Annotated in this window: 15 protein-coding genes and 2 pseudogenes; 16 read left to right on the top strand and 1 reads right to left on the bottom strand. The window is 45.6% G+C overall.

The window, feature by feature from the left end:
- Window positions 1-94 precede the first annotated feature (94 nt).
- The 16 genes and pseudogenes from AB4274_RS19100 to AB4274_RS19175 all read left to right on the top strand — a co-directional run bounded on the left by AB4274_RS19100 (window position 95) and on the right by AB4274_RS19175 (window position 17,871).
- Complete coding sequence (locus tag AB4274_RS19100) at window positions 95-1,642, top strand: arylsulfatase (RefSeq protein WP_372112939.1); 1,548 nt, start codon at window positions 95-97, stop codon at window positions 1,640-1,642.
- Between the two features lie 192 nt (window positions 1,643-1,834).
- Complete coding sequence (locus AB4274_RS19105; RefSeq protein ID WP_372112940.1) at window positions 1,835-4,258, top strand: tetratricopeptide repeat protein; 2,424 nt, start codon at window positions 1,835-1,837, stop codon at window positions 4,256-4,258.
- 149 nt (window positions 4,259-4,407) lie between these two features.
- Window positions 4,408-5,391, top strand: coding sequence for a MoxR family ATPase (locus tag AB4274_RS19110; RefSeq protein WP_017060007.1), 984 nt, complete (start codon window positions 4,408-4,410; stop codon window positions 5,389-5,391).
- 12 nt (window positions 5,392-5,403) lie between these two features.
- Window positions 5,404-6,366 (top strand): DUF58 domain-containing protein, encoded by a 963-nt coding sequence (locus AB4274_RS19115; RefSeq protein WP_372112942.1) that lies wholly within the window; start codon window positions 5,404-5,406, stop codon window positions 6,364-6,366.
- Window positions 6,367-6,909, top strand: coding sequence for a DUF4381 domain-containing protein (locus AB4274_RS19120; protein WP_017066901.1), 543 nt, complete (start codon window positions 6,367-6,369; stop codon window positions 6,907-6,909).
- Window positions 6,902-7,981: a VWA domain-containing protein gene (locus AB4274_RS19125; RefSeq protein ID WP_050621573.1), complete on the top strand. Its 1,080-nt coding sequence runs from the start codon at window positions 6,902-6,904 to the stop codon at window positions 7,979-7,981. Before AB4274_RS19120 ends, AB4274_RS19125 begins: the two co-directional genes overlap by 8 nt.
- Complete coding sequence (locus tag AB4274_RS19130; RefSeq protein WP_372112944.1) at window positions 7,974-9,680, top strand: VWA domain-containing protein; 1,707 nt, start codon at window positions 7,974-7,976, stop codon at window positions 9,678-9,680. Before AB4274_RS19125 ends, AB4274_RS19130 begins: the two co-directional genes overlap by 8 nt.
- A complete protein-coding gene (locus tag AB4274_RS19135) occupies window positions 9,677-11,059 on the top strand; it encodes a BatD family protein (protein ID WP_372112946.1) in 1,383 nt (460 codons plus the stop codon). Before AB4274_RS19130 ends, AB4274_RS19135 begins: the two co-directional genes overlap by 4 nt.
- A gap of 78 nt (window positions 11,060-11,137) precedes the next feature.
- On the top strand, window positions 11,138-12,043 hold the full coding sequence (locus tag AB4274_RS19140) for a LysR family transcriptional regulator (protein WP_372112947.1): 906 nt from the start codon (window positions 11,138-11,140) through the stop codon (window positions 12,041-12,043).
- A 19-nt stretch (window positions 12,044-12,062) separates the two neighbouring features.
- Window positions 12,063-12,803, top strand: a complete 741-nt coding sequence (yegS, locus tag AB4274_RS19145) for a lipid kinase YegS (protein WP_108111935.1) — start codon at window positions 12,063-12,065, stop codon at window positions 12,801-12,803.
- Window positions 12,704-13,663 (top strand): annotated as a pseudogene (gene tnpC, locus AB4274_RS19150) (IS66 family transposase); the annotation flags it as partial. The gene yegS and the pseudogene tnpC, both read left to right, overlap by 100 nt.
- Window positions 13,664-14,040: 377 nt before the next feature.
- On the top strand, window positions 14,041-14,325 hold the full coding sequence (locus AB4274_RS19155; RefSeq protein ID WP_017062010.1) for a hypothetical protein: 285 nt from the start codon (window positions 14,041-14,043) through the stop codon (window positions 14,323-14,325).
- 44 nt (window positions 14,326-14,369) lie between these two features.
- Window positions 14,370-14,492, top strand: a pseudogene (locus AB4274_RS19160) (carboxylesterase family protein); the annotation flags it as partial.
- Window positions 14,452-15,009 carry a hypothetical protein gene (locus tag AB4274_RS19165; protein ID WP_372112949.1) on the top strand — a complete coding sequence of 186 codons (558 nt, stop codon included), beginning with the start codon at window positions 14,452-14,454 and terminating at the stop codon, window positions 15,007-15,009. The pseudogene AB4274_RS19160 and the gene AB4274_RS19165, both read left to right, overlap by 41 nt.
- A gap of 109 nt (window positions 15,010-15,118) precedes the next feature.
- Window positions 15,119-16,795 (top strand): amidohydrolase family protein, encoded by a 1,677-nt coding sequence (locus AB4274_RS19170; RefSeq protein WP_017062008.1) that lies wholly within the window; start codon window positions 15,119-15,121, stop codon window positions 16,793-16,795.
- Between the two features lie 92 nt (window positions 16,796-16,887).
- On the top strand, window positions 16,888-17,871 hold the full coding sequence (locus tag AB4274_RS19175; protein ID WP_372112951.1) for a GTP-binding protein: 984 nt from the start codon (window positions 16,888-16,890) through the stop codon (window positions 17,869-17,871).
- Window positions 17,872-18,183: 312 nt separating this feature from the next.
- Here AB4274_RS19175 and AB4274_RS19180 read toward each other — a convergent pair whose 3' ends face one another.
- A complete protein-coding gene (locus AB4274_RS19180) occupies window positions 18,184-19,359 on the bottom strand; it encodes a threonine/serine exporter family protein (protein WP_017064690.1) in 1,176 nt (391 codons plus the stop codon).
- Window positions 19,360-19,833: the final 474 nt, after the last annotated feature.

Raw genomic sequence — 19,833 nt, forward strand, 5'->3', positions numbered from 1 at the left:
CAAAAAGATTAATAGCTTAGGGAATCTCGCGCATGTGTAAAAAATGGACTATACGTTGTAGGGCAGGATGCAAATAACTTACGAAGAGGTTTCTATGACAGCGAAATATGGCGCTAAACGTCGATTAGCGATTTTGGGTACAGCGATGATGGCCGCGTCCAGCGCCACTTTTGCGGCTGAAAAGCCAAATATATTGGTTATTTGGGGGGACGATATTGGTCAATCCAATGTGAGTGCATACACCTTCGGTCTCATGGGTTACAAAACCCCGAATATTGATAGCATCGCGAAAGAAGGGATGATGTTTACGGACTATTACGCAGAGCAATCTTGTACTGCGGGTCGCTCTACCTTTATCACGGGACAAAGTGTATTACGAACGGGTTTGAGTAAAGTAGGTTTGCCGGGCGCAGACATTGGCTTACAAGCAGAAGACGCGACAGTCGCAGAAATGCTGAAACCTATGGGTTACATGACAGGTCAATTTGGTAAAAACCACCTTGGCGATAAAGATGAATTCCTTCCAACAGCACACGGGTTTGACGAATTTTTTGGCAACCTTTACCACCTAAATGCTGAAGAAGAACCAGAGAATGAAGATTACCCAACCGATCCTGAGTTTCGTAAGAAATTTGGCCCTCGTGGTGTCATTAAGTCATTCGCTGATGGCAAGATTGAAGATACCGGTCCACTGACGCGTAAGCGTATGGAAACGGTTGATGAAGAAACACTAGACGCGGCACTTGATTTTATGGATCGCGCAGTGAAAGCGGACAAACCATTCTTCGTGTGGTGGAACGCGACACGTATGCACTTTAGAACGCACGTGAAAGCCGACAGTAAAGGCGTAACCGGTGTCGGTAACTACGCTGATGGTATGGTTGAGCACGATCGACACGTTGGGCAACTATTGAAGCAAGTGGATGAGTTGGGTATCAAAGACAACACGATTGTTTTCTACTCAACGGATAACGGCCCTCACATGAACTCTTGGCCTGATGCGGGTACAACCCCGTTCCGTGGTGAGAAAAACACCAACTGGGAAGGCGCATACCGTGTACCAGCAATGGTTCGTTGGCCTGGTAAGATTGAACCAGGAACCGTATCTAACGAAATCATGCACCATATGGACTGGATGCCAACCTTCGTTGCCGCCGCTGGTGATGACCAAATCAAAGAGAAACTACTCAAAGGTCATACTGCCGGTGATAAAACGTTTAAGGTTCACTTAGATGGTTACAACTTCCTTCCTTACCTAACGGGTGAAGAAGAGAAAGGCCGTCGTTCGGAGATCTTCTACTTTACCGATGATGGTGATTTAGCGGCGCTTCGTTACAACCAATGGAAAGCGGTGTTCATGGAACAGCGTGCAACGGGTACCATGCAAATTTGGGCTGAACCGTTCGTGACCTTACGTCTTCCTAAGCTGTTTAACCTGCGTATGGACCCATACGAAAACGCAGACATTACATCGAACACATATTACGACTGGTTGTTAGACCATGCTTATATGTTCGTTCCAGCACAAGCGTATGTGGGCAAGTTCCTAGAAACCTTTGCTGAATACCCGCCACGCCAAAAAGCTGCGAGCTTTAGCTTGGATCAGGTAATGGAAAAACTGCAGGAATCTCATAACAAGTAAGTGATTGTTTGAGTGAAACTGAACAGATTGAAGAGCTCTTAGGAGCTCTTTTTTTATGCGCATATCGATGAGTAAATCCCGGTCGTGAATACGAATCACAACAATCGAGCTCATTGCCACTAAATAATTGTAAATTCGTTGTTTTTACGTCTACCTTATTAAGCATAAGGATGTATAAAAACAAGGAATGTTATGTCTGCATGGTTGTGCTCACTGGTAAACGGATTGAAACACCAGCGAGTCGCAGTATTATCCGCAATCTTGTCTTCACTGATGTTGTCGCTGTTCAGTCTGAACGCCTATGCCAACGAGCAAGATCCTAATATCAACTCTGATATTTCAAAGGCCAACTCTGTAGCGTCACCCGTTAGCTCTGACGCTTTACCTATCGGTTCTAAAGCCAGATATGTCGGTTCGGAAGCATGTGTTGATTGTCATAGTGAAGAAGTCGCAGCGTGGGAGGGCTCTCATCATGATATGGCGATGAAGCACGCTACAGACGAATCTGTATTAGGCGATTTCAACGATCAAACATTCACTCATGACGGTAAACCCAACCGATTTTTCCGCAAGGGCGAAGAGTTCTGGGTCAATATTGAAGGGCAAGACGGCCACTTTAAAGATTACAAAATCAGCTATACCTTTGCCTTTGAACCACTACAACAATACATGGTTGAATTTGAAGACGGCCGTGTACAGTTGATTCCTTTCGCTTGGGATTCTCGCACTGAGGGCGAAGGCGGTCAACGCTGGTTTCACCTCTATCCTGATACCACCAACACCGATGAATTCTACTGGACCAATAGCGGTCAAAACTGGAACTTCATGTGTGCTGATTGCCATTCAACGAACCTAGAGAAAAACTACGACAGCGCGAGTAATACCTACAACACTACTTGGTCTGAGATTAATGTCGGTTGTGAAGCGTGTCATGGCCCTGCAAGCGAGCACGTTGAACAGGCCTTGTTAGCAAATAAACAGAAAGCAAAAGCTAACGGTGGAAAGGATGCTCCAGTCTCGGCGCATTATGGTTTTGACCGCGACTTGTCGAAGTCGGTCAAAGAGTGGATCTATCAAGAGGGTAATTCAACCCTGCAACCAAAAGACATCATCCATACCAATCAAGTTCAAACCTGTGCTCAATGCCACAGCCGTCGTACTCAGTTAAATGAAACGGGTGATCACGTTAACGGGTCTTTCTTTGATAAGTATCGCTTGAGCTTGATTACCCCAGAGCTTTACCACAACGATGGTCAAATCTACGATGAAGATTACGTTTACGGATCTTTCCTTCAATCCGTGATGGCTGAAAAAGGCGTCACATGTACTAACTGCCACGATCCTCATACCGCTGAACTAAAAATTGCGGAAGAAGCCGTGTGTAGCCAATGTCATATTGCATCAGAATACACGCCTGAAAAGCACACATTCCACGAAGCGAATACTGAAGCTTCACAATGCACGACTTGTCACATGCCAGAGACGACTTACATGGAGGTCGACCCAAGGCGTGACCACAGTTGGCATATCCCACGTCCTGATATTAGCCAACACATTAAAACGCCGAACGTGTGCACTAGCTGTCATGCAGATCAAACCGACCAGTGGGCAGATAAGCAAATCGGTGAGTGGTTCCCAGATTCTAAGTATCGTAATCAGCAGCACTTTGCCGTTGCCTTTTATGCTGACTCGATAGGGCACAGAGGTGCAGAGGATGCGTTGGCATACTCGGCTCAGGACTCTAGCTTAAGCAATATCATTCGTGCATCGAGCTTAGAACGTTTGGGCGGTAATACGGGTAAGAATACGCTTATTTCGCTGGCAAGAGCGGTGAAACATGATGATGAAATGATCCGTTTGGGTGTGGTACAAGGCTCGTCTGGTTTCCCATTCACTGACCGTTGGCAAATTCTAGAGCCGCTACTGAAAGACCCTGTATTGTCGATTCGTTCAGAAACCGCAGGCGTATTAGTGCGTTATTGGGGAGAAATGAACCCTCTGCAGAAAGACCAAATCAAGCCTGCATTAGAAGAGTACATTGAAATACAGCAATTTAATGCCGACAGAGGATTTGGACGTACTAACCTAGGCAACGTTTACCGAGATTTAGGCCAGCACGACAAAGCGATTGAGTTTTATCTAGGCGCTATCGAGATTGAGCCTTATTTCGAAAACAGCTACGCCAATTTAGCGGATTTGTATCGAGCGCAAGGTAACGAGGCAAAAGCGTTGTCGACCTTGAAGCAAGGTATTGAAGCTCAGCCTAAATCGAGTGTTTTGCCATACAGCACAGGATTGTCTCTGCTTCGTGTGAAAGATTACGAACAAGCAACGGACTACCTTAAACAAGCCGCTGAAACTGCGCAAACCGACCCTCAATATTGGTATGTGTACGGATTGGCTTTGGAAAAATCGGATGTGCTTGCGGCAAGTCAATCACTGCATAAGGCTTACCAATTTAGCCGCAACCCACAGCACCTGTATGCCCAGTGTGAAGTGTTGGCGCGAAACAGTCATATACCGGGCGTACCAAAGGCGTTTGAGCAGTGTATTTCATCATTGAGCAAAGTGGCACCGCCGGAAGCCATTAACCAATTGAAAGCTAGGTTTAAATAAAGCGATGAGGTGAGCTTGGCTATCGAGCTTGCTGCTTATTCCGCTTGTAACCAATTATCGCGTTTATAACTGTTTATCATGTGTATAACTAATAGTTATGGGGCTTGTGAGTAGGATGTACGCAGCCAGATTGAATTAAGGGAAGACCTATGAACCATGCGCAACAAGCAATAAACCAACTGATTGAACAAACAGAGAAAAGTGTTATCGGTCAGAGCCACGTCGTTCGGGCTCTGGTGATAGGGTTATTGACTAATGGCCATGTGCTTTTAGAGGGACTTCCCGGTACAGCGAAAACTCGCTCAGTAAAATCGCTGGCGAATCTACTGAACACCAGTTTTGGTCGAATTCAATTTACGCCAGACTTGCTGCCATCTGATGTGACGGGCACGGAGGTGTATCAAGAGCTTGATGGAAAGCCTCAGTTGCATTTCCAACCGGGTCCTATTTTCAACAGCATTGTATTAGCCGATGAAGTGAACCGTGCGCCTGCAAAAGTACAGGCTGCTCTGCTTGAAGCGATGGCGGAAGGGACGATTACGGTGGGTGGTCAAACTCACATCCTGCCAGATTTGTTCATGGTGCTAGCCACACAAAACCCAGTTGAGCAAGAAGGTACGTATCCACTGCCTGAAGCACAAATGGACCGTTTCATTATGAAAGTGACAGTCGACTATCCAGAAGATGAAGCTGAACGCGACATCATTCGACTTGTGCGCAGTGAGGAACTCGGTAGCGAGACCAGTTCAGAATTAGTCACGCCACAACATATTGAACCTGAGTTGGTACTTGAAGCTCGGCGCCAACTTCCAGACATTGCCGTTTCTGATTTAGTTGAGAACTACATTGTGGCCTTGGTGATGGCAACTCGTAAGCCAGAGCGTTACCCAGAATCAAACTTGTCTAAATGGATTGAGATTGGTTCAAGTCCGCGTGCTTCCATCGCGTTGGATAAATGTGCTCGCGCTTATGCATGGTTGCAAGGACGTGACCATGTCACGTTGGACGATGTGCGTGCCATGTTACCAACCGTATTAGGTCACCGATTCTCGTTGTCTTACGACGCATTGGCCGATGGTGTTGACCATCAAAGAGTGGTTGAAGAACTGCTCGATAATGTTGAGATTGGATAACTAGGGGGCGTCATGGCGAAGCCAACACAAGCTCCCAAATCGCAAGGCCTTGATCCACGACTGTATTGTGATTATTCAAGGTTAGTGCGAATTCAGGCTCAAGCTGAGTCGTTTTCACTGTTACCTCATTTAAAAGCGGGCAGCGTACTTTCGGGCAGACATAACTCTTTGTTCCGTGGTCGTGGTTTGAACTTCGAAGAATTACGTCATTACCAATTGGGTGATGATATCCGTAATCTCGATTGGAAAGTTACGATGCGAACGGGTAAGCCTCATGTTCGTAGCTATACCGAAGAGAAAGACCGTAATGTGATGATCTGTGTCGATCAGCGCAGTTCGATGTTCTTTGCGTCTCAAAACACCATGAAATCTGTTGTGGCTGCCGAAGTGGCGGCATTGTGTGGATGGCGAGTGCTGAAAGATGGTGATCGTGTCGGCTTCGTTTTGGCCTCGCACCAAAAACTGTTTCATACCAAAGCTCAACGTTCTCAATCTGATTTGTTGGCTCAGCTAAAACATCTTACCAAAGCCAATCAAAGCTTAGGCGTCAATGTAAGTGATGGCGATAATGTTGGTTTTAGCCAGTGGATTGAACTGATCAAACGAATGAGACTCAAGCAATCAACCTTGATATTCATTAGTGACTGGCGAGACTGCCGAGAACAACATCTCGATCGACTAAAGCAGTTACAGCAACACAACGATATCTTAGCCATTATGGTCACCGATCCATTAGAACAATCATTGCCTCAAGATCTGGCAAGCGCAAACTGGGTGGTGGGTGATGGTCGCTTTCAACTTAATCTGGATAGCCAATCTAAGGTTAACCTCGCAAGTGAAAGCCTTGCCCAAAAAGCGGAACTTCAGAAACTGTCCCTTGCTAAATTGATGGCGATGAAAAACCTCCCTTATATAGAATTAGACACGTCGGGCAATCACATATCACAGCTGCAGAAACTAGTGGGAGGGCGCTAAATGGCTGTTGAACATACGCCTCCAAGTACTTATATCCTTCGCGACCTACATGATGTCGCCATTCCTGACAGTGTGAGCTGGGCTCCTCAAACGATCGGCTGGAAGATCCTTGGCGTTATTCTGTTATTGGTCGCTATCTATCTGGCTTATCGCTTGGCGTTAAGGTGGTGGAATAACCGTTATCGCAAAGAAGCGCTTCAAGAACTCATGGTACTGGATGCAAGAGACAAGAACTCAACCGAACGAACCTTTAAAGTCCTCAAAGTGGTGCTTCGTTACCTAGACAGCAGTAATGCCAAGTTGTTTGGCCAAGCTTATGTGAACCGTTTGAACGCTTATCTGCCTGTTAGCGCCAACACGAGTGAAAACAGCAATGCGTTCTTTGCCGATGAAGTTTCGGAATTATGGATGCAAAGCCTAATTGACCCTAATGTGCGTTTGAGCTTTGAACAGCGTTTAGAGGTAATTCAAACCGCGATGATGTGGCTAAAACTTCACAAGCCGAATGTACAGGTAACGGTTGAGGGGCAAGACAATGTTTGATGTTTTATCTGCCAGTTTTGAATTTGCGCATCCGCTGTGGTTTATTGCGCTGCCTTTACCGTTGTTGGTCTACTTTGCGGTGCCAGCTTATCGAACTAAGCAAATGGCGATTAAGGTGCCATTTTTTCGAGAATTGGTAGAAGCGATTGGGGAAGCACCGTCAGAAGGTGCAAGCCAGTTAACCCCAAGCTGGTGGCAACGAACCACGCTCATTATTACTTGGGTATTGGTCGTGTGTGCGTTAGCGAAACCAACCATTCTTGGTGAGCCACAGGTTCGCGAACAATTGGGTCGTGATGTGATGGTGGTGGTCGATTTGTCTGGCTCAATGGCGGAGCAAGATTTCACTTCTAAACAAGGCGATAAAATCTCTCGTTTAGATGCGACCAAAGAGGTGCTGGCTGATTTTGCGAAAACCAGAAAAGGTGACCGACTCGGTTTGATCTTGTTTGGTGATGCAGCGTTTGTACAAACGCCATTTACCGCGGACCAAGATGTATGGCTTGAACTGCTTAATCAAACCGATGTCGCAATGGCAGGGCAAAGTACGCACTTGGGCGATGCAATTGGCTTGGCGATCAAGGTGTTTGAACAAAGTGAAAAGCAAAGTGCTGCCGTTCAAGATTCAAACGTCGACACCAACGAAAAAGAGAAAGTCGTGATCGTATTAACAGACGGTAATGATACAGGAAGTTTTGTTGAGCCTATCGATGCTGCAAAAGTCGCCAAGGCTAAAGGCGTTCGAATTCACGTTATTGCGATGGGCGATCCGCAAACCGTTGGAGAGGTTGCTCTGGATATGGAAACCATCAAGCGTGTCGCTCAAGAGTCAGGTGGCGAAGCCTTTGAAGCACTTAACCGCGACGAACTGACCAAAGCCTACGCTCAAATCGGTGAACTAGAACCACAATTATATGAAAGTACCACTTATCGCCCTAAACAGGGGCTGCACCACTATTTGATGGCGATTGTTGTAGTGATGTATTTGACCGCATTCAGCTTAGCAACGATACGCCGAAGATCGCTGCTCGCTTCTTCGGCTAAGAATTTGAAAGGAGAGAGTGATGCCTGATTCTCTCACGATACAACAGTTCTTTACCCAGTTTCATTTTATCCGACCTTTGTGGTTGTTGGCCTTTATTCCGATGTTCTTCCTGTTATGGGTTCGTTGGAGAGAAGAGACCAAACCAACGTGGAAAGACATTTTACCTACACATTTACGTGATGCATTGACGATTGGCGAAACAGGCTGGCGCAAGCAACTGCCGTTGAAGCTATTGGTGGTGATTGTGACTATCGCCATCATTATCTGTTCTGGCCCAACATGGCAGCGTGAGGCTTCGCCTTTTGGTGAAGACAAAGCGTCGATGTTGGTTGTGCTTGATAATAGTGAATCTATGCTTGCTAAAGATTTGCCTCCAAGTCGCTTGGAACGATCTAAGCAGAAAATTAGAGACTTATTGGCAGCTCGCAAAGGCGGTAATACGGGCTTAGTGGTTTATGCAGGCAGCGCACACGTGGCGATGCCCGTCACGCAAGACAGCAAGGTGTTTGAACCGTTTCTAGCGGCTATCACACCCGATATCATGCCTGTTTCAGGTAAGTCAGCAGAGGAAGCGTTGCCGCTCATCAATCAGCAATTGTCTGGTGAGTTAGGTTCGTCAGTGTTGTTGGTATCAGATGGTGTGAATCCAAGTACCACACGAGCTTTTGAAACTTTCTTTAACGAAAACCCATATCAGCTGCTGATTTTGGCTGCCGGAAATAGCGATGTGGTGAGCGATAACCCTGTCGACCTAGATTCACTGCGTAACTTAGCGAGTAAGACGGGTGGACGAGTGATTGAAGTGACCGTTGATGATTCGGATATCCAACAACTGAACAGAGCGGTTGAAAGAAACATGCAGCTCAACGGCGAATCTTCAATGCCTTGGAAAGACATGGGCTATGGACTGCTTATTCCAATGGCTTTCATTATGTTGCTATGGTTCAGAAAAGGGTGGTTGGTGCAGTGGTGTGTCGTTGGTTTGATGATCACAAGCAGCATGTATTCACCAGACACTTTGGCGAAAACAGTCAACTTAACCGCTGAGAAACCCGTTGTGGTGGAGTCGGTTACTACTTGGGACAAAACAGCTCAATGGTGGTGGGACTTATGGTTAACGCCCGATCAGCAAGGTCAACGCCTGTTGAATCAGAAAGAATATCTTCAAGCTGCCAAACATTTTACTGATCCAATGCGAAAGGGCGCGGCTTATTACTATGCTCGTGATTTTAAGCTCGCTCACAGTGCGTTTTTGCAAACCAAAACTGACCTTGGTTTGTACAATGCAGCGAGTGCGTTAGCTAGGCAGCGTGAATACCTTGCCGCACGAGACCTCTTGAAATCATTAAGTGAGAAAGAGGATCTGTCACCAGAACTAAGAACGGATGTGGAGAACAATCTTGCTGTGCTTAGTGGAATTGTCGAAGAGGTAAACCGAACCAGTGAAAGCCAGTCTGGAACCACAGATGGCCCTGAAGAATCTTTAGAACTCGAAGACGATCAGCCGCGAACGGGTGATGGCGCTGAAGAAGAAACGGTAGCGGAATTGATGCTTAAGGAAACACTTAACGCGAATGAGATTTTGGGCAGCCAAGAGCTTGCCGACAAGTGGTTAAAGCGAGTAGAAGCCGATCCTAAGTTCTTCTTGAAATCCAAATTCCAAATTCAGTTAAGAGATCCTGCGCCTTCCATCGAACAAGCGTCAAAACAGGAGCAAACGCAATGAGTCGATATGATTTAGCTCTTGAAGCGATTCAATCAAAGCGAGCGCGATTCACAGCCCGCACATGGTTGTTGTCGATGACTCTTATGTTGAGTTGGTTTTTTCCTGCTGTTGCTTCTGCTGCCGATATCTTCGATCTGCAAAAAAGTGGTGACGTTGAGCTTATCGCTTGGATTGGCGAGAAACCCAAGTCAGGCGACAAAATAACGCCGGGCAAAGTCAGCGTAAATGAGCAGGTCATTCTGAACATTGAGGTGGCGACACCGCGCTGGTTAACGGGCGGCACTCGAATCGGCAGTATCGAAATCCCTAACGTTATCGCTAAGCAGCGTAACCAACTCGCGACGAACTACACAGAAAGAGTCGGTGGTACTACATGGTCACGTCAGCGTTGGGAATTGACGCTTTATCCGATGACTTCCGGTGAGTTTGTTATTCCAACCGTACCGGTTCGTATCCAAGTTTCTGCTCCTGATGGTTCAAACGTGGGCGGTACGCTTTACACGCAGCCGATTAAGTTTGAAGCTTCGTTGCCTTCAGGTTTACTCGATAATGAAACGCCTTGGTTTTCTGCGACAGAAGTAGATATAGAGCAGCAATGGCAACGCTCAAGTGAAGAGCTAAAAGTTGGCGATGCTATTACTCGAACTATCACGATTAAGGCAAAAGACAGCTTTTCTGTGTTGCTGCCAGATGTGCTAACCAATAAGTCCACTAAGCAGTTCCAAGCTTACCCACAGCCCAATCGTTTGGATGACACTCAAGAACGTGGTGATTATCGCTCAAGCCGAGTTGAACAGACTGTATATGTGATTCAGCAGGGTGGTGAGTTTACGCTGCCAGAGTTTTCATTTCAGTGGTGGGACAGCAAAAATCAACGCCTTGAAAACGTGGTGATAAAAGGCGAAGTGTTTGAAGCCAAACACACAGTCCAATCTTTCATCAAAGCCTACATGTCGGTGTTTATTAGTGTTGGTTTGGTGTTGTTAGTCTGCATTGCGTTGATTGTTTCGGTTAAGCGTTACTACGCAAACCGCCCAACACCGAGTTGGCTGGTACTACGTCGTTTAGTTAAGCAAGGTAATTGGGCTGCATTAAGAACCTTTATCTACCGTCAATTGCGAAACCAAACCTCTCAGTTAGAACTGAATAAAGTGCAACTGGATAAAGCGCAACATGGTAAATCAAATGGACAAAAGCGTTGGCTAGAAGATAGCGAAGCCCTTCAACAAGGATGTGAAGATAAAAACGTATTCACTCGTTTATGGAAAGGGTTACGTAACTTGCCCAGTGACACATCAAACTCAAGCAATTCTCGTTCAATTGCCGCTCGCTTGAACATCCCTAAAGCCTTGCCAAACTTAAAAGATAGAACTAAGTAGCAAACTTTAGTTATTCGCATCGAACATAATCGGCAGGTTCTCTACTATGGGGAACCTGCTTCTTTAATATGGAACTGTATGAAAAGTACCGAACTAAATCTAATTCCTATATTTGTTGCTATCTATGAAGAGCAGAACTTATCTAGAGCTGCTAATCGCATGGATATAAGCCAACCAGCAGTGAGTAAAGCACTTGCAAGGTTGAGAGATATCTATGATGAGCCACTGTTTCATCGCACCACATCAGGCGTAGAGCCAACCACATTCGCTATTGATATCTATCCTGCAATGGCCGCTGCACTTAAAAACTTTACTTCTACCTTATCCGCATCAAGAGACTTCGATCCTAAAACCTCAGGCCGCGTGTTTTCCATTGCCTGCGTCTCGGCGGCGAGCTACGAAATGATGCCAAAAGTCATGCGGTTAATCAGCCAAGTCGCACCAGGTATCGCGTTAGAGGTTCATCCTCTGTTTACCGAAGACTATGAGTCTGATTTAAGGCTGCAAAGACACGACGTGATTGTTGATATGACGCCTAAAGGAAGAACCATGCTTAAGCACGAGGTGATTTCTACAGAAGAGCTGGTGGTGGTGTGTAGTAGTGATCATCCTACGGTTGGCGATACCATCGATATGGAACAGTTCTTAGCACTCGAGCATGTGGTGGTCTCTAGGTGGCATGCGCGCAAAAGCTTATTAAGCTCTGAGCACTATAGTGACCTTGAGAAACGTAGAATCGTGTATCGCGCAGCGGGCGTTGTAGAGATGCTTCCTGTTATCGAAGGCTCTGAGTACATCGGAGTAATGCCTGTTTCATCAGTGCGTTGTTTTGCTGAAAAGTACGCGGTAAAAACACTACCATTACCCTTCGAGTTGGAAGACCTCGATATGTGTATGATTTGGCATCCAAGCCGTACTAATGAACCAAGCCATAAGTGGTTACGAGCTAAGATCAAAGCGGCAGCAAAAGAGTTATCAAGTTAGCCTATACAAGGACATAGCCATGGACAGCATTCGCGTGATTTTAAACGGAAAGAAAGCCAATATCCCGGAATTAAGGCAAGCCATCTTTGCGGCGAGGGACAATGATATTGACCTGCAAGTTAGAGTGACTTGGGAATCGTCGGACATGTTTCGTTTGGTAAGCGAGGCAATATGCGATGGTGTTAAGCGTCTGATTGTTGTCGGTGGCGATGGAACGGTGAATGAAGCCGTTAACGCGCTCAACCAGTTCCGTGCCAGTGAAAGACCACAACTGGCGCTTATCCCAATGGGCACTGCGAATGATTTTGCTACCGCAACGGGAATACCTAACGATATTTCGGGTGCTTTTGAACTAGCGCTGGAAGGCAAGGCGTTTGCGGTGGATAGCGCGCGTGCGAATGACCGCTATTTTATGAATGTCGCTGCGGCGGGTTTTGGTGCTGAAGTCACAGCTGAAACGCCAGTCGAGCTTAAAGATTTTCTCGGTGGCGGTGCGTATACACTAACAGGTGTGGTGAAAGCACTTGGCTTTAAGCCCTACAGTGGCACGTTGCCCATAGACAAAGGCAGCTTTACCGGCGAGATCCTTGTTGGTGCTTTTTGTAATGGTCGCTTAGCGGGTGGAGGACAAGAGTTAGCACCCAATGCATTGATTGATGATCGCTGTTTACCCAGTCGGGTATCGAGCTATCACGCGCCACCATGGCAAGGTGGGTTATCCAAGTCAGTGAGAAGTTCGCCCCGCTGTATGTGGCCTTGAAGGAGAACCTACTTCAACAAGTGGTGGTTCAGGCGGATGAAACGCCGCTCAATGTGCTCAAAGAAGAGAAGCAGTGTTATATGTGGCTTTACTGCTCAGGCGCTGACTCGCCCGAAGCGGCACTGCCGAATGTGAAAAAATCGCCTTGTACGACTATCAAAACAGTCGCGCGAGGGTGTGCCCCGTGGACTTTTTAGGTGACTACAACGGTTATCTACAAACCGATGGCTACACGGCTTATCATGGTCTGCATCACGTCACTAATGTGGGGTGCTTAACGCAAGTTCATGGACGCGAAGAAGCTTCAAGGGGAAGGTAAATCGGGCAAGGCTGATAAAGTGCTGGCTAACCCCCAAAAGCTCTACGGGATAGAATCACGCTTAAAAGGTGCGCCTGCCGAAGAACGCAAAGCAGAGCGTTAAGCGTATGCCAAGCCGATACTGGATGAGCTTTACCAATGGATGACAACCCAGAAGGTGATAGGCTCTAGCCCACTAGGCAAAGCAATAAAGTACTAGCTCGGGCAATGGCCTAAACTCATTCGTTATATCGACGATGGTCACTTATCTATCGATAATAATCGCGCTGAACGCGCAATTAAACCGCTGGTTATTGGCAGGAAAAATTGGCTATTCTCCAACACACCAAACGGTGCTGATGCGAGCGCGATGCTTTACAGCATCATCGAGACCGCGAAAGCCAACGGTCTTATCTTCTAAGACTACATGGTCAAGTGCATGAAAGAGCTCGCGAAAGCAGAGCCTGATATCGACGCACTTCTACCTTGGACCTCTTCGGGTCAAGTCAAAACAGACCTCAACAATATTGGCTTTGGCCTCGAAACTTACGTTTGGTGCTAACTATGCCATCGGACTCTAATAACATATTTGGGTTCTTTGATGAGTTTGAAGCTTCAGAAGGAGAGTCACAGCAACCCCCTATAGAGCTGTTTCAAGAACCCGTTGAAATTTTATCAACCCTAGATAGTCAGCCAAAGAAGGTACAACAAGAAGTCTTTGTGATAAATAAAAAGCGACATCCACTCACGGTAGTGAATATATGTAGGATCACGTCCTGCATAAGCGATTTATTCAAATTTAAAGAGTGAATTAATATCGCACCATAAAGAAAAAATACTTCAAATACTCCAGAAATGAGCATGGCTGAGCATAGGGATTCTCAGGTTTGATGATACCAATATCAGGTCAGATGGCCGAACACATTTATGGGTACAACCATGAATTTAACGCATCGCTCACTCATGGTTATCGCTATCACTGTTGCTCTTTCTGCGTGGGGTAGTGATGAAACCAGCTCACGTCCTATTAAGCCAGAACCGCTTCAGACATTACCAACAGAGCAGGTTTCAGTATCCATCGGGGACGCGACTCTTTTCGCAAATAGAGAGTCTGTTGTGATCAATACCTTAGCAGGTGACGAGCAACGCGTATCCATTGAAGCGTTTAAAGGAATCACTTACGCCGATCAACAACGTTTTCAGCACAGTCACTCCGTCAATTAGAACACAATGCTGATAGCGCTATAGATGCGACACAATTTGGCGCCGTGTGCCCACAGCTTAAAATAACCCAGCAAGAGCAATCTGAAGATTGCTTGAATCTTAATATTTGGCGTCCTTCGGAGATCAATGGTTCAGAGTCATTACCCGTGTATGTCTTTATTCATGGTGGGGACTTTGAATATGGCGCAGGTTCTGATACCGACATTAACGGTGATACCGTCGTGGCTAAAAGATACCATTCGATATACGGGTGGCGTTGGCGCTGGAAAGGCGAACCTCGATATTTTCAAAGAGTTCAGTATAGGTGCGTCGTACAACAAAACGATTCAATTCGGCACAAAAACCTCGGTAGTCGCTGCGCTTCAGCAGCTCCAGTTTCGAGTGGCAAACACACCATTGATGCTGGGTGTGAAACAGATTATTGGCCAGAGCTCGGTGACCTCTGGGCTGGGTGTTGTCGCGGAATACGATAATGCGATTGATAATCGTTGGACCGTTTCTGCGTTTTATGGCCTGGGTAAAGCGACAGTAGAGGGCAGTCTGTCAGACGATGAAAGTGTCGATGCGTATGGTGCTGGATTTCGCTATCAGATAGCTTGCCGATATGGGTTACACATGGGGGTAGACCTCGCTTTTAGTGACGTTGACAGCGCGTTTTATATAACGGTTGGCAGTGGATTCTAATGATGGAAAGGTGGGTGTTAGTCAATCGATTGATTTTTCTACATGCAGCATAGTTTTCATAGCAATCATGAACTAGTATTCTTTTACAACAGACATAACAGGTATCAATATGAAAAATTACGACCCAAATGAATTGGACGCTACGCAAGTATTACTTGATGGTGTCGATACAGATAAACGTTCGACTTTGACTAAGTTAGCGGTTGGGGCTGCGGCACTGCCTTTTGCCTCTGTTTTACATGCAGCCCCTGAAAAACTGGTTGGCCAAAACATCAAACTGATGCCTAACGAGAAAGGGCCATTTGATATCGTTATCGAAAATGGCCGTGTTGTTGATCCTGAAACTGGACTCGACGCAATTCGTCACGTCGGTATTAAAGGTAAGCGTATTGCTGCAATCTCAGACAAAAAGCTGCAAGGCAAAACAATCATCGATGCTGAAGGTCTCGTGGTTGCACCTGGCTTTATCGATATGCACGCTCACGGACAACAACTTCCTGCTGCCCGTGCTCAAGCATTCGATGGCGTAACCACCGCTCTTGAGATGGAATCTGGTCTATTCCCAATCGGAACGTACTACGATATTACTGCTGCTGAAGGTCGCCCGATTAATTACGGCGCTTCTGTAGCATGGACTTACGCTCGTATTCAAGCAAAAGAACCTACGATGCCTGCTCCTGATGGTACGATTGTTTGGTTCCAGAAAGCTTTTTCTAAAAACAATTGGCAAAATACCCTAGCAACCCCAGATGAATTAAAACAAATTCTGGGCTCGGTTGAGCAAGGTCTTAAAGAGGGGGGCTTAGGCATTGGTATTAACGCGGGTTACGCACCAGGTTATGGCCACAAAGAGTACTATGATCTTGCTAAACTAGCAAAACGCTATGAAGTACCAACCTACACTCACGTTCGTTACCTAAACAGCGCAGAGCCACAATCAAGCTTTGAAGCATACCAAGAACTCATTAGCCTGTCGGCGACAACGGGTGCACACATGCACATTTGTCACCTCAACAGCACGTCAGTACAAGATATCGAAGATTGTGCCGATTTAGTTCAATCCGCCATTGATCAAGGTTTAGCCGTTACTACTGAAGCTTATCCTTATGGTGCTGGCTCTTCCGTTATTGGCGCAGAAGTTTTCCGTGGTGACGATTGGTTACAACGTTGGGGTGTGCCAAGCGCTAGCTACATGGAAGCGAATGGTAAAGCACTAAACCAAGAAAAAGTCACTGAACTACAAGCATCAGCGCCCGGTACCGTGGTTGTCATGCACTTCTTAAAACCCGATGAGAACAAAGAAGATCGCGCTAAAATGGACCGTTCAGTATTGTTCCCAGGTGCAGCTATCGCTTCAGATGCAATGCCTTGGATGGATGATAAAGGCGTATTAATTGAAGGTGATGTATGGCCACTTCCAAGCAACGCAATAGCTCACCCTCGCTCACTTGCTTGTTTCTCTCGTTTTATTGAAAAATATGTCGAGGAATACAAAGCGGTAACACTAGTAGAAGCGATGGAAAGAACTAGCTTAAACGCATGTCGTATTCTTGAGGATGCTGTGCCACAAATGGCAAATAAAGGTCGTATTCAAGTAGGTAAAGATGCTGATTTAGCTATTTTCAAACTTGATGAAGTAAAAGCCGTTGCAACATTTGATAAACCAAATGCCCTTTCTACAGGCATGAAATACGTACTTGTAAACGGGACACCTATCATTGAAGCTGGTGAAATGTTGTTAGATTCAAACCCAGGTGAAGCGGTTCGCAACAAAGTTACTGGCTAAGTTATTCTGACTTAAAAGGTTGGGCATTAGCTCAACCTTTTTTATTGCTTACCGAGTAAATATAGACAACGAAAATCGAAAGAGAGCATGCTATGAGCAAGAAGCCTATTCCAGTAACAATTTTAGCCGGATTTTTAGGAGCAGGGAAAACGACCCTACTAAACCATATATTAACCAATGCAAATGGAATGCGCATGGCTGTGATCGTCAATGATTTTGGATCAATCAATGTTGATGCGGAGTTAGTTAAATCTGAAAGTGAAAATATGATCAGCCTAGAGAATGGCTGTATCTGTTGTAACCTTGCAGAAGGACTAGTCGTTTCGGTAATGCGTTTACTCGCATTAGAGGAACGCCCAGACCATATTATTGTTGAAACTTCAGGTATCGCAGAACCCAAAGAAGTGGCACTTCAATTTGAAGATCCGGAACTGCAAGCACACGCACCTTTAAATGCAATCGTGACGACGATCGATGCGGAAAACATTTTAGTGCTAGAAGGCCCAATGGAGACGTTGTCGAAGCAGCAAATTCAAGTGGCTGACATTGTTCTGGTTAATAAAGTTGACCTAGTCGATGCTGATAAACTAGAGCAAGTCAAAGCATGGTGCCGAGTACAAGCTCCGTTTGCTAAATTGATTGATATTTCATTCGGCGAAGTGGATTTACCTATCTTATTTGATGCCCCTGAAAGTACGCGCTTTGTCACTAACAAAATAGCGGCTGATCAAAGGGAATGCCAGCACCATGATTGTCATGATGAGCACTGTCATCACGTGAACCATGATTTCGAAACATTCAGCTTTGAAACTGATCAACCGCTTAATCTACAAAGTTTGTATCCTCTACTGCAACAGTTTTCAATTGATGCTTATCGCATGAAAGGTATTTTAAATTTAACCGATCGTCCTGATCATCGCTGTGTATTTCAGTGCACGGGCCAGCGAGCCAATGTGACGGTTGGAGATGCATGGGAAGATGATGAATCTCGTTCGTCACGGTTAGTCTTCATTGGACCTAAAGGTGGCCTTGATAAAGAGAGTATGCGTAAAAAACTGAACGCACTGGTGGCGTAGTTAGAACGGAAATGGAGTAGATGGCAAGCCTATCAACCTAGCGCTTGCCTATACCTAGCTTACCTCTGCCTACTTTGCATTGACTCATCCTAAGCATCCTTATCTTATTGAATTATTGGCTACTTTCGATTCTATTCGGTTTTTCCAAATCCATATTGCTCATTCCCCTCGCCATCTGAAACAAAATAGTCTTATCGATTTTCGAGACTCTGTTCATCAGTACCTTCTCAGAATCGGTTAACGTCAAAAAGCAGATAAAGACTCAATCGTGGGTTATTGGGGCGTGTTGATCAGCGATTGTTAGCTCGATGGTTAGTCCTCAATGATGGAATCAAAATGACGACTAAATATAGAATAAACCATGATTTGTCCCGCCATAATCGCGCCAAACATCAGCAAGGCGGACAGACCAATATTCGGAATGGGTAAAATGGAGGTCGCAAAGAAGGACTCACTTGCTCCGACAATGATTCGACTACCGGGGACAAGAATGATGATCCCTTGAATAATGTATATGAGTGGTGGAACGTGACGCAATTTTCCCATCCCCAACCCGTAAAGCGTAATGAGTATTGTGCTTACCCATGTACCTACAACCCAATCGGAAGTAAACCAATGTGGCCCCCACATGCCAATTGCCGCGACAGGAAGGCCTAAGAGAATTTCTGTCATACTTGCGTTGAAAATAAGGCCAATAGCGACAGAAATCCCGATCAGTGCGGTGACATGAAGAACGAATGGGATTTCATCAATAAATACCGGTACCGATAATGGTTGATTGATTATGTTGGCTAAGCCTAACCCCATAACAATGCCGATGAATATTTTCATTACTATGAGTGCGCTTTGTGCAAGCAGTTCGATACCTGACCGAAAGTCATTGAGAGCAAGACTGGCTAAGCCGTTGGTGACGGTTAACCCAGGAATAAAAAGGACAATGGAAGAAATGCACAGTGCCAATGTTGGTAAGCCGGGAACCTGTGCCGCTATCATACCGGTTAAAAAACTGGCTACTAAGGCGACAAAGAACTCGACAAGAATGCTTCTTGGCCCAGTCAGGAAAATTTGTGCTAGCCAGGCTATAGCGCCCAGAATAATGGATAAACCGACCGCCAGATAAGTACTGCCAACTAACATTAAATAACATGGCGGAAGCAATAAATTGGCAAAGCACAAGGTACGATTCGAGTAGGTTTCTGAACCTTCGTAATGGGAATGAGTCGAAAACCCTTTAAGCGTTGCGACTAAATCACGTAAGTTAACCGAGGGTGGTTTTTTGTTTTCCATCACGACTTTTTGCGTGGGTTGCTCAAAAATAGTGATGACTTTTGTCGGGGTCACATCAATAGAGACATCAATGTTCTGGCGTTTTGCATAAGCTTGAGTGTATTGAGCTACCGAGTAAGGCGCACAACCAGATTGATGTAATCGGTCCGAAAAGCTCAAAATTTCTTGCTGGCATTGTTCGATATGATTTGTTTGTTTCATTCTGTTTGTTTCTCAATAACCAAGGCGATATATGTTTGAGGGGCATTCTAATTCAATAGTATCCTCATTCAAGCGTAACCAATAGTCGTGTATAGAGGACGGGCTCCTACAAACGAACAAGGCAATGGTTAAAAAGATAGGATTCATTGAATGAGAGGTTATCAGTTTATCGTTGAGGTAAATCAGTCATTGTTGAAGCTGCAACCTCAAAAATAGATCCGCTCACGCAGCTATTTGAAGGCGTAAAACTCCAAATCCATGAGGTGATTGATTTAACTCTGAGGCTTTTCATAGACAGGATCTTAAGAGCTAACTTGTTTATTTAGATAGAAAAAAGGCTTCATTTATGATCAGATAATCGTCGCCAAACAAACTACCTACATCAATAGTGAAGCCGATGACGATTATCTCCTTACAGAAGCAATTTAAGCAATTCTTTAATGCTGACACCCTCCAAAAAATGGCGAAAAGTAC

The sequence above is a fragment of the Vibrio sp. 10N.261.55.A10 genome, assembly GCF_041470825.1.
Lineage (GTDB): Bacteria > Pseudomonadota > Gammaproteobacteria > Enterobacterales > Vibrionaceae > Vibrio > Vibrio crassostreae_C.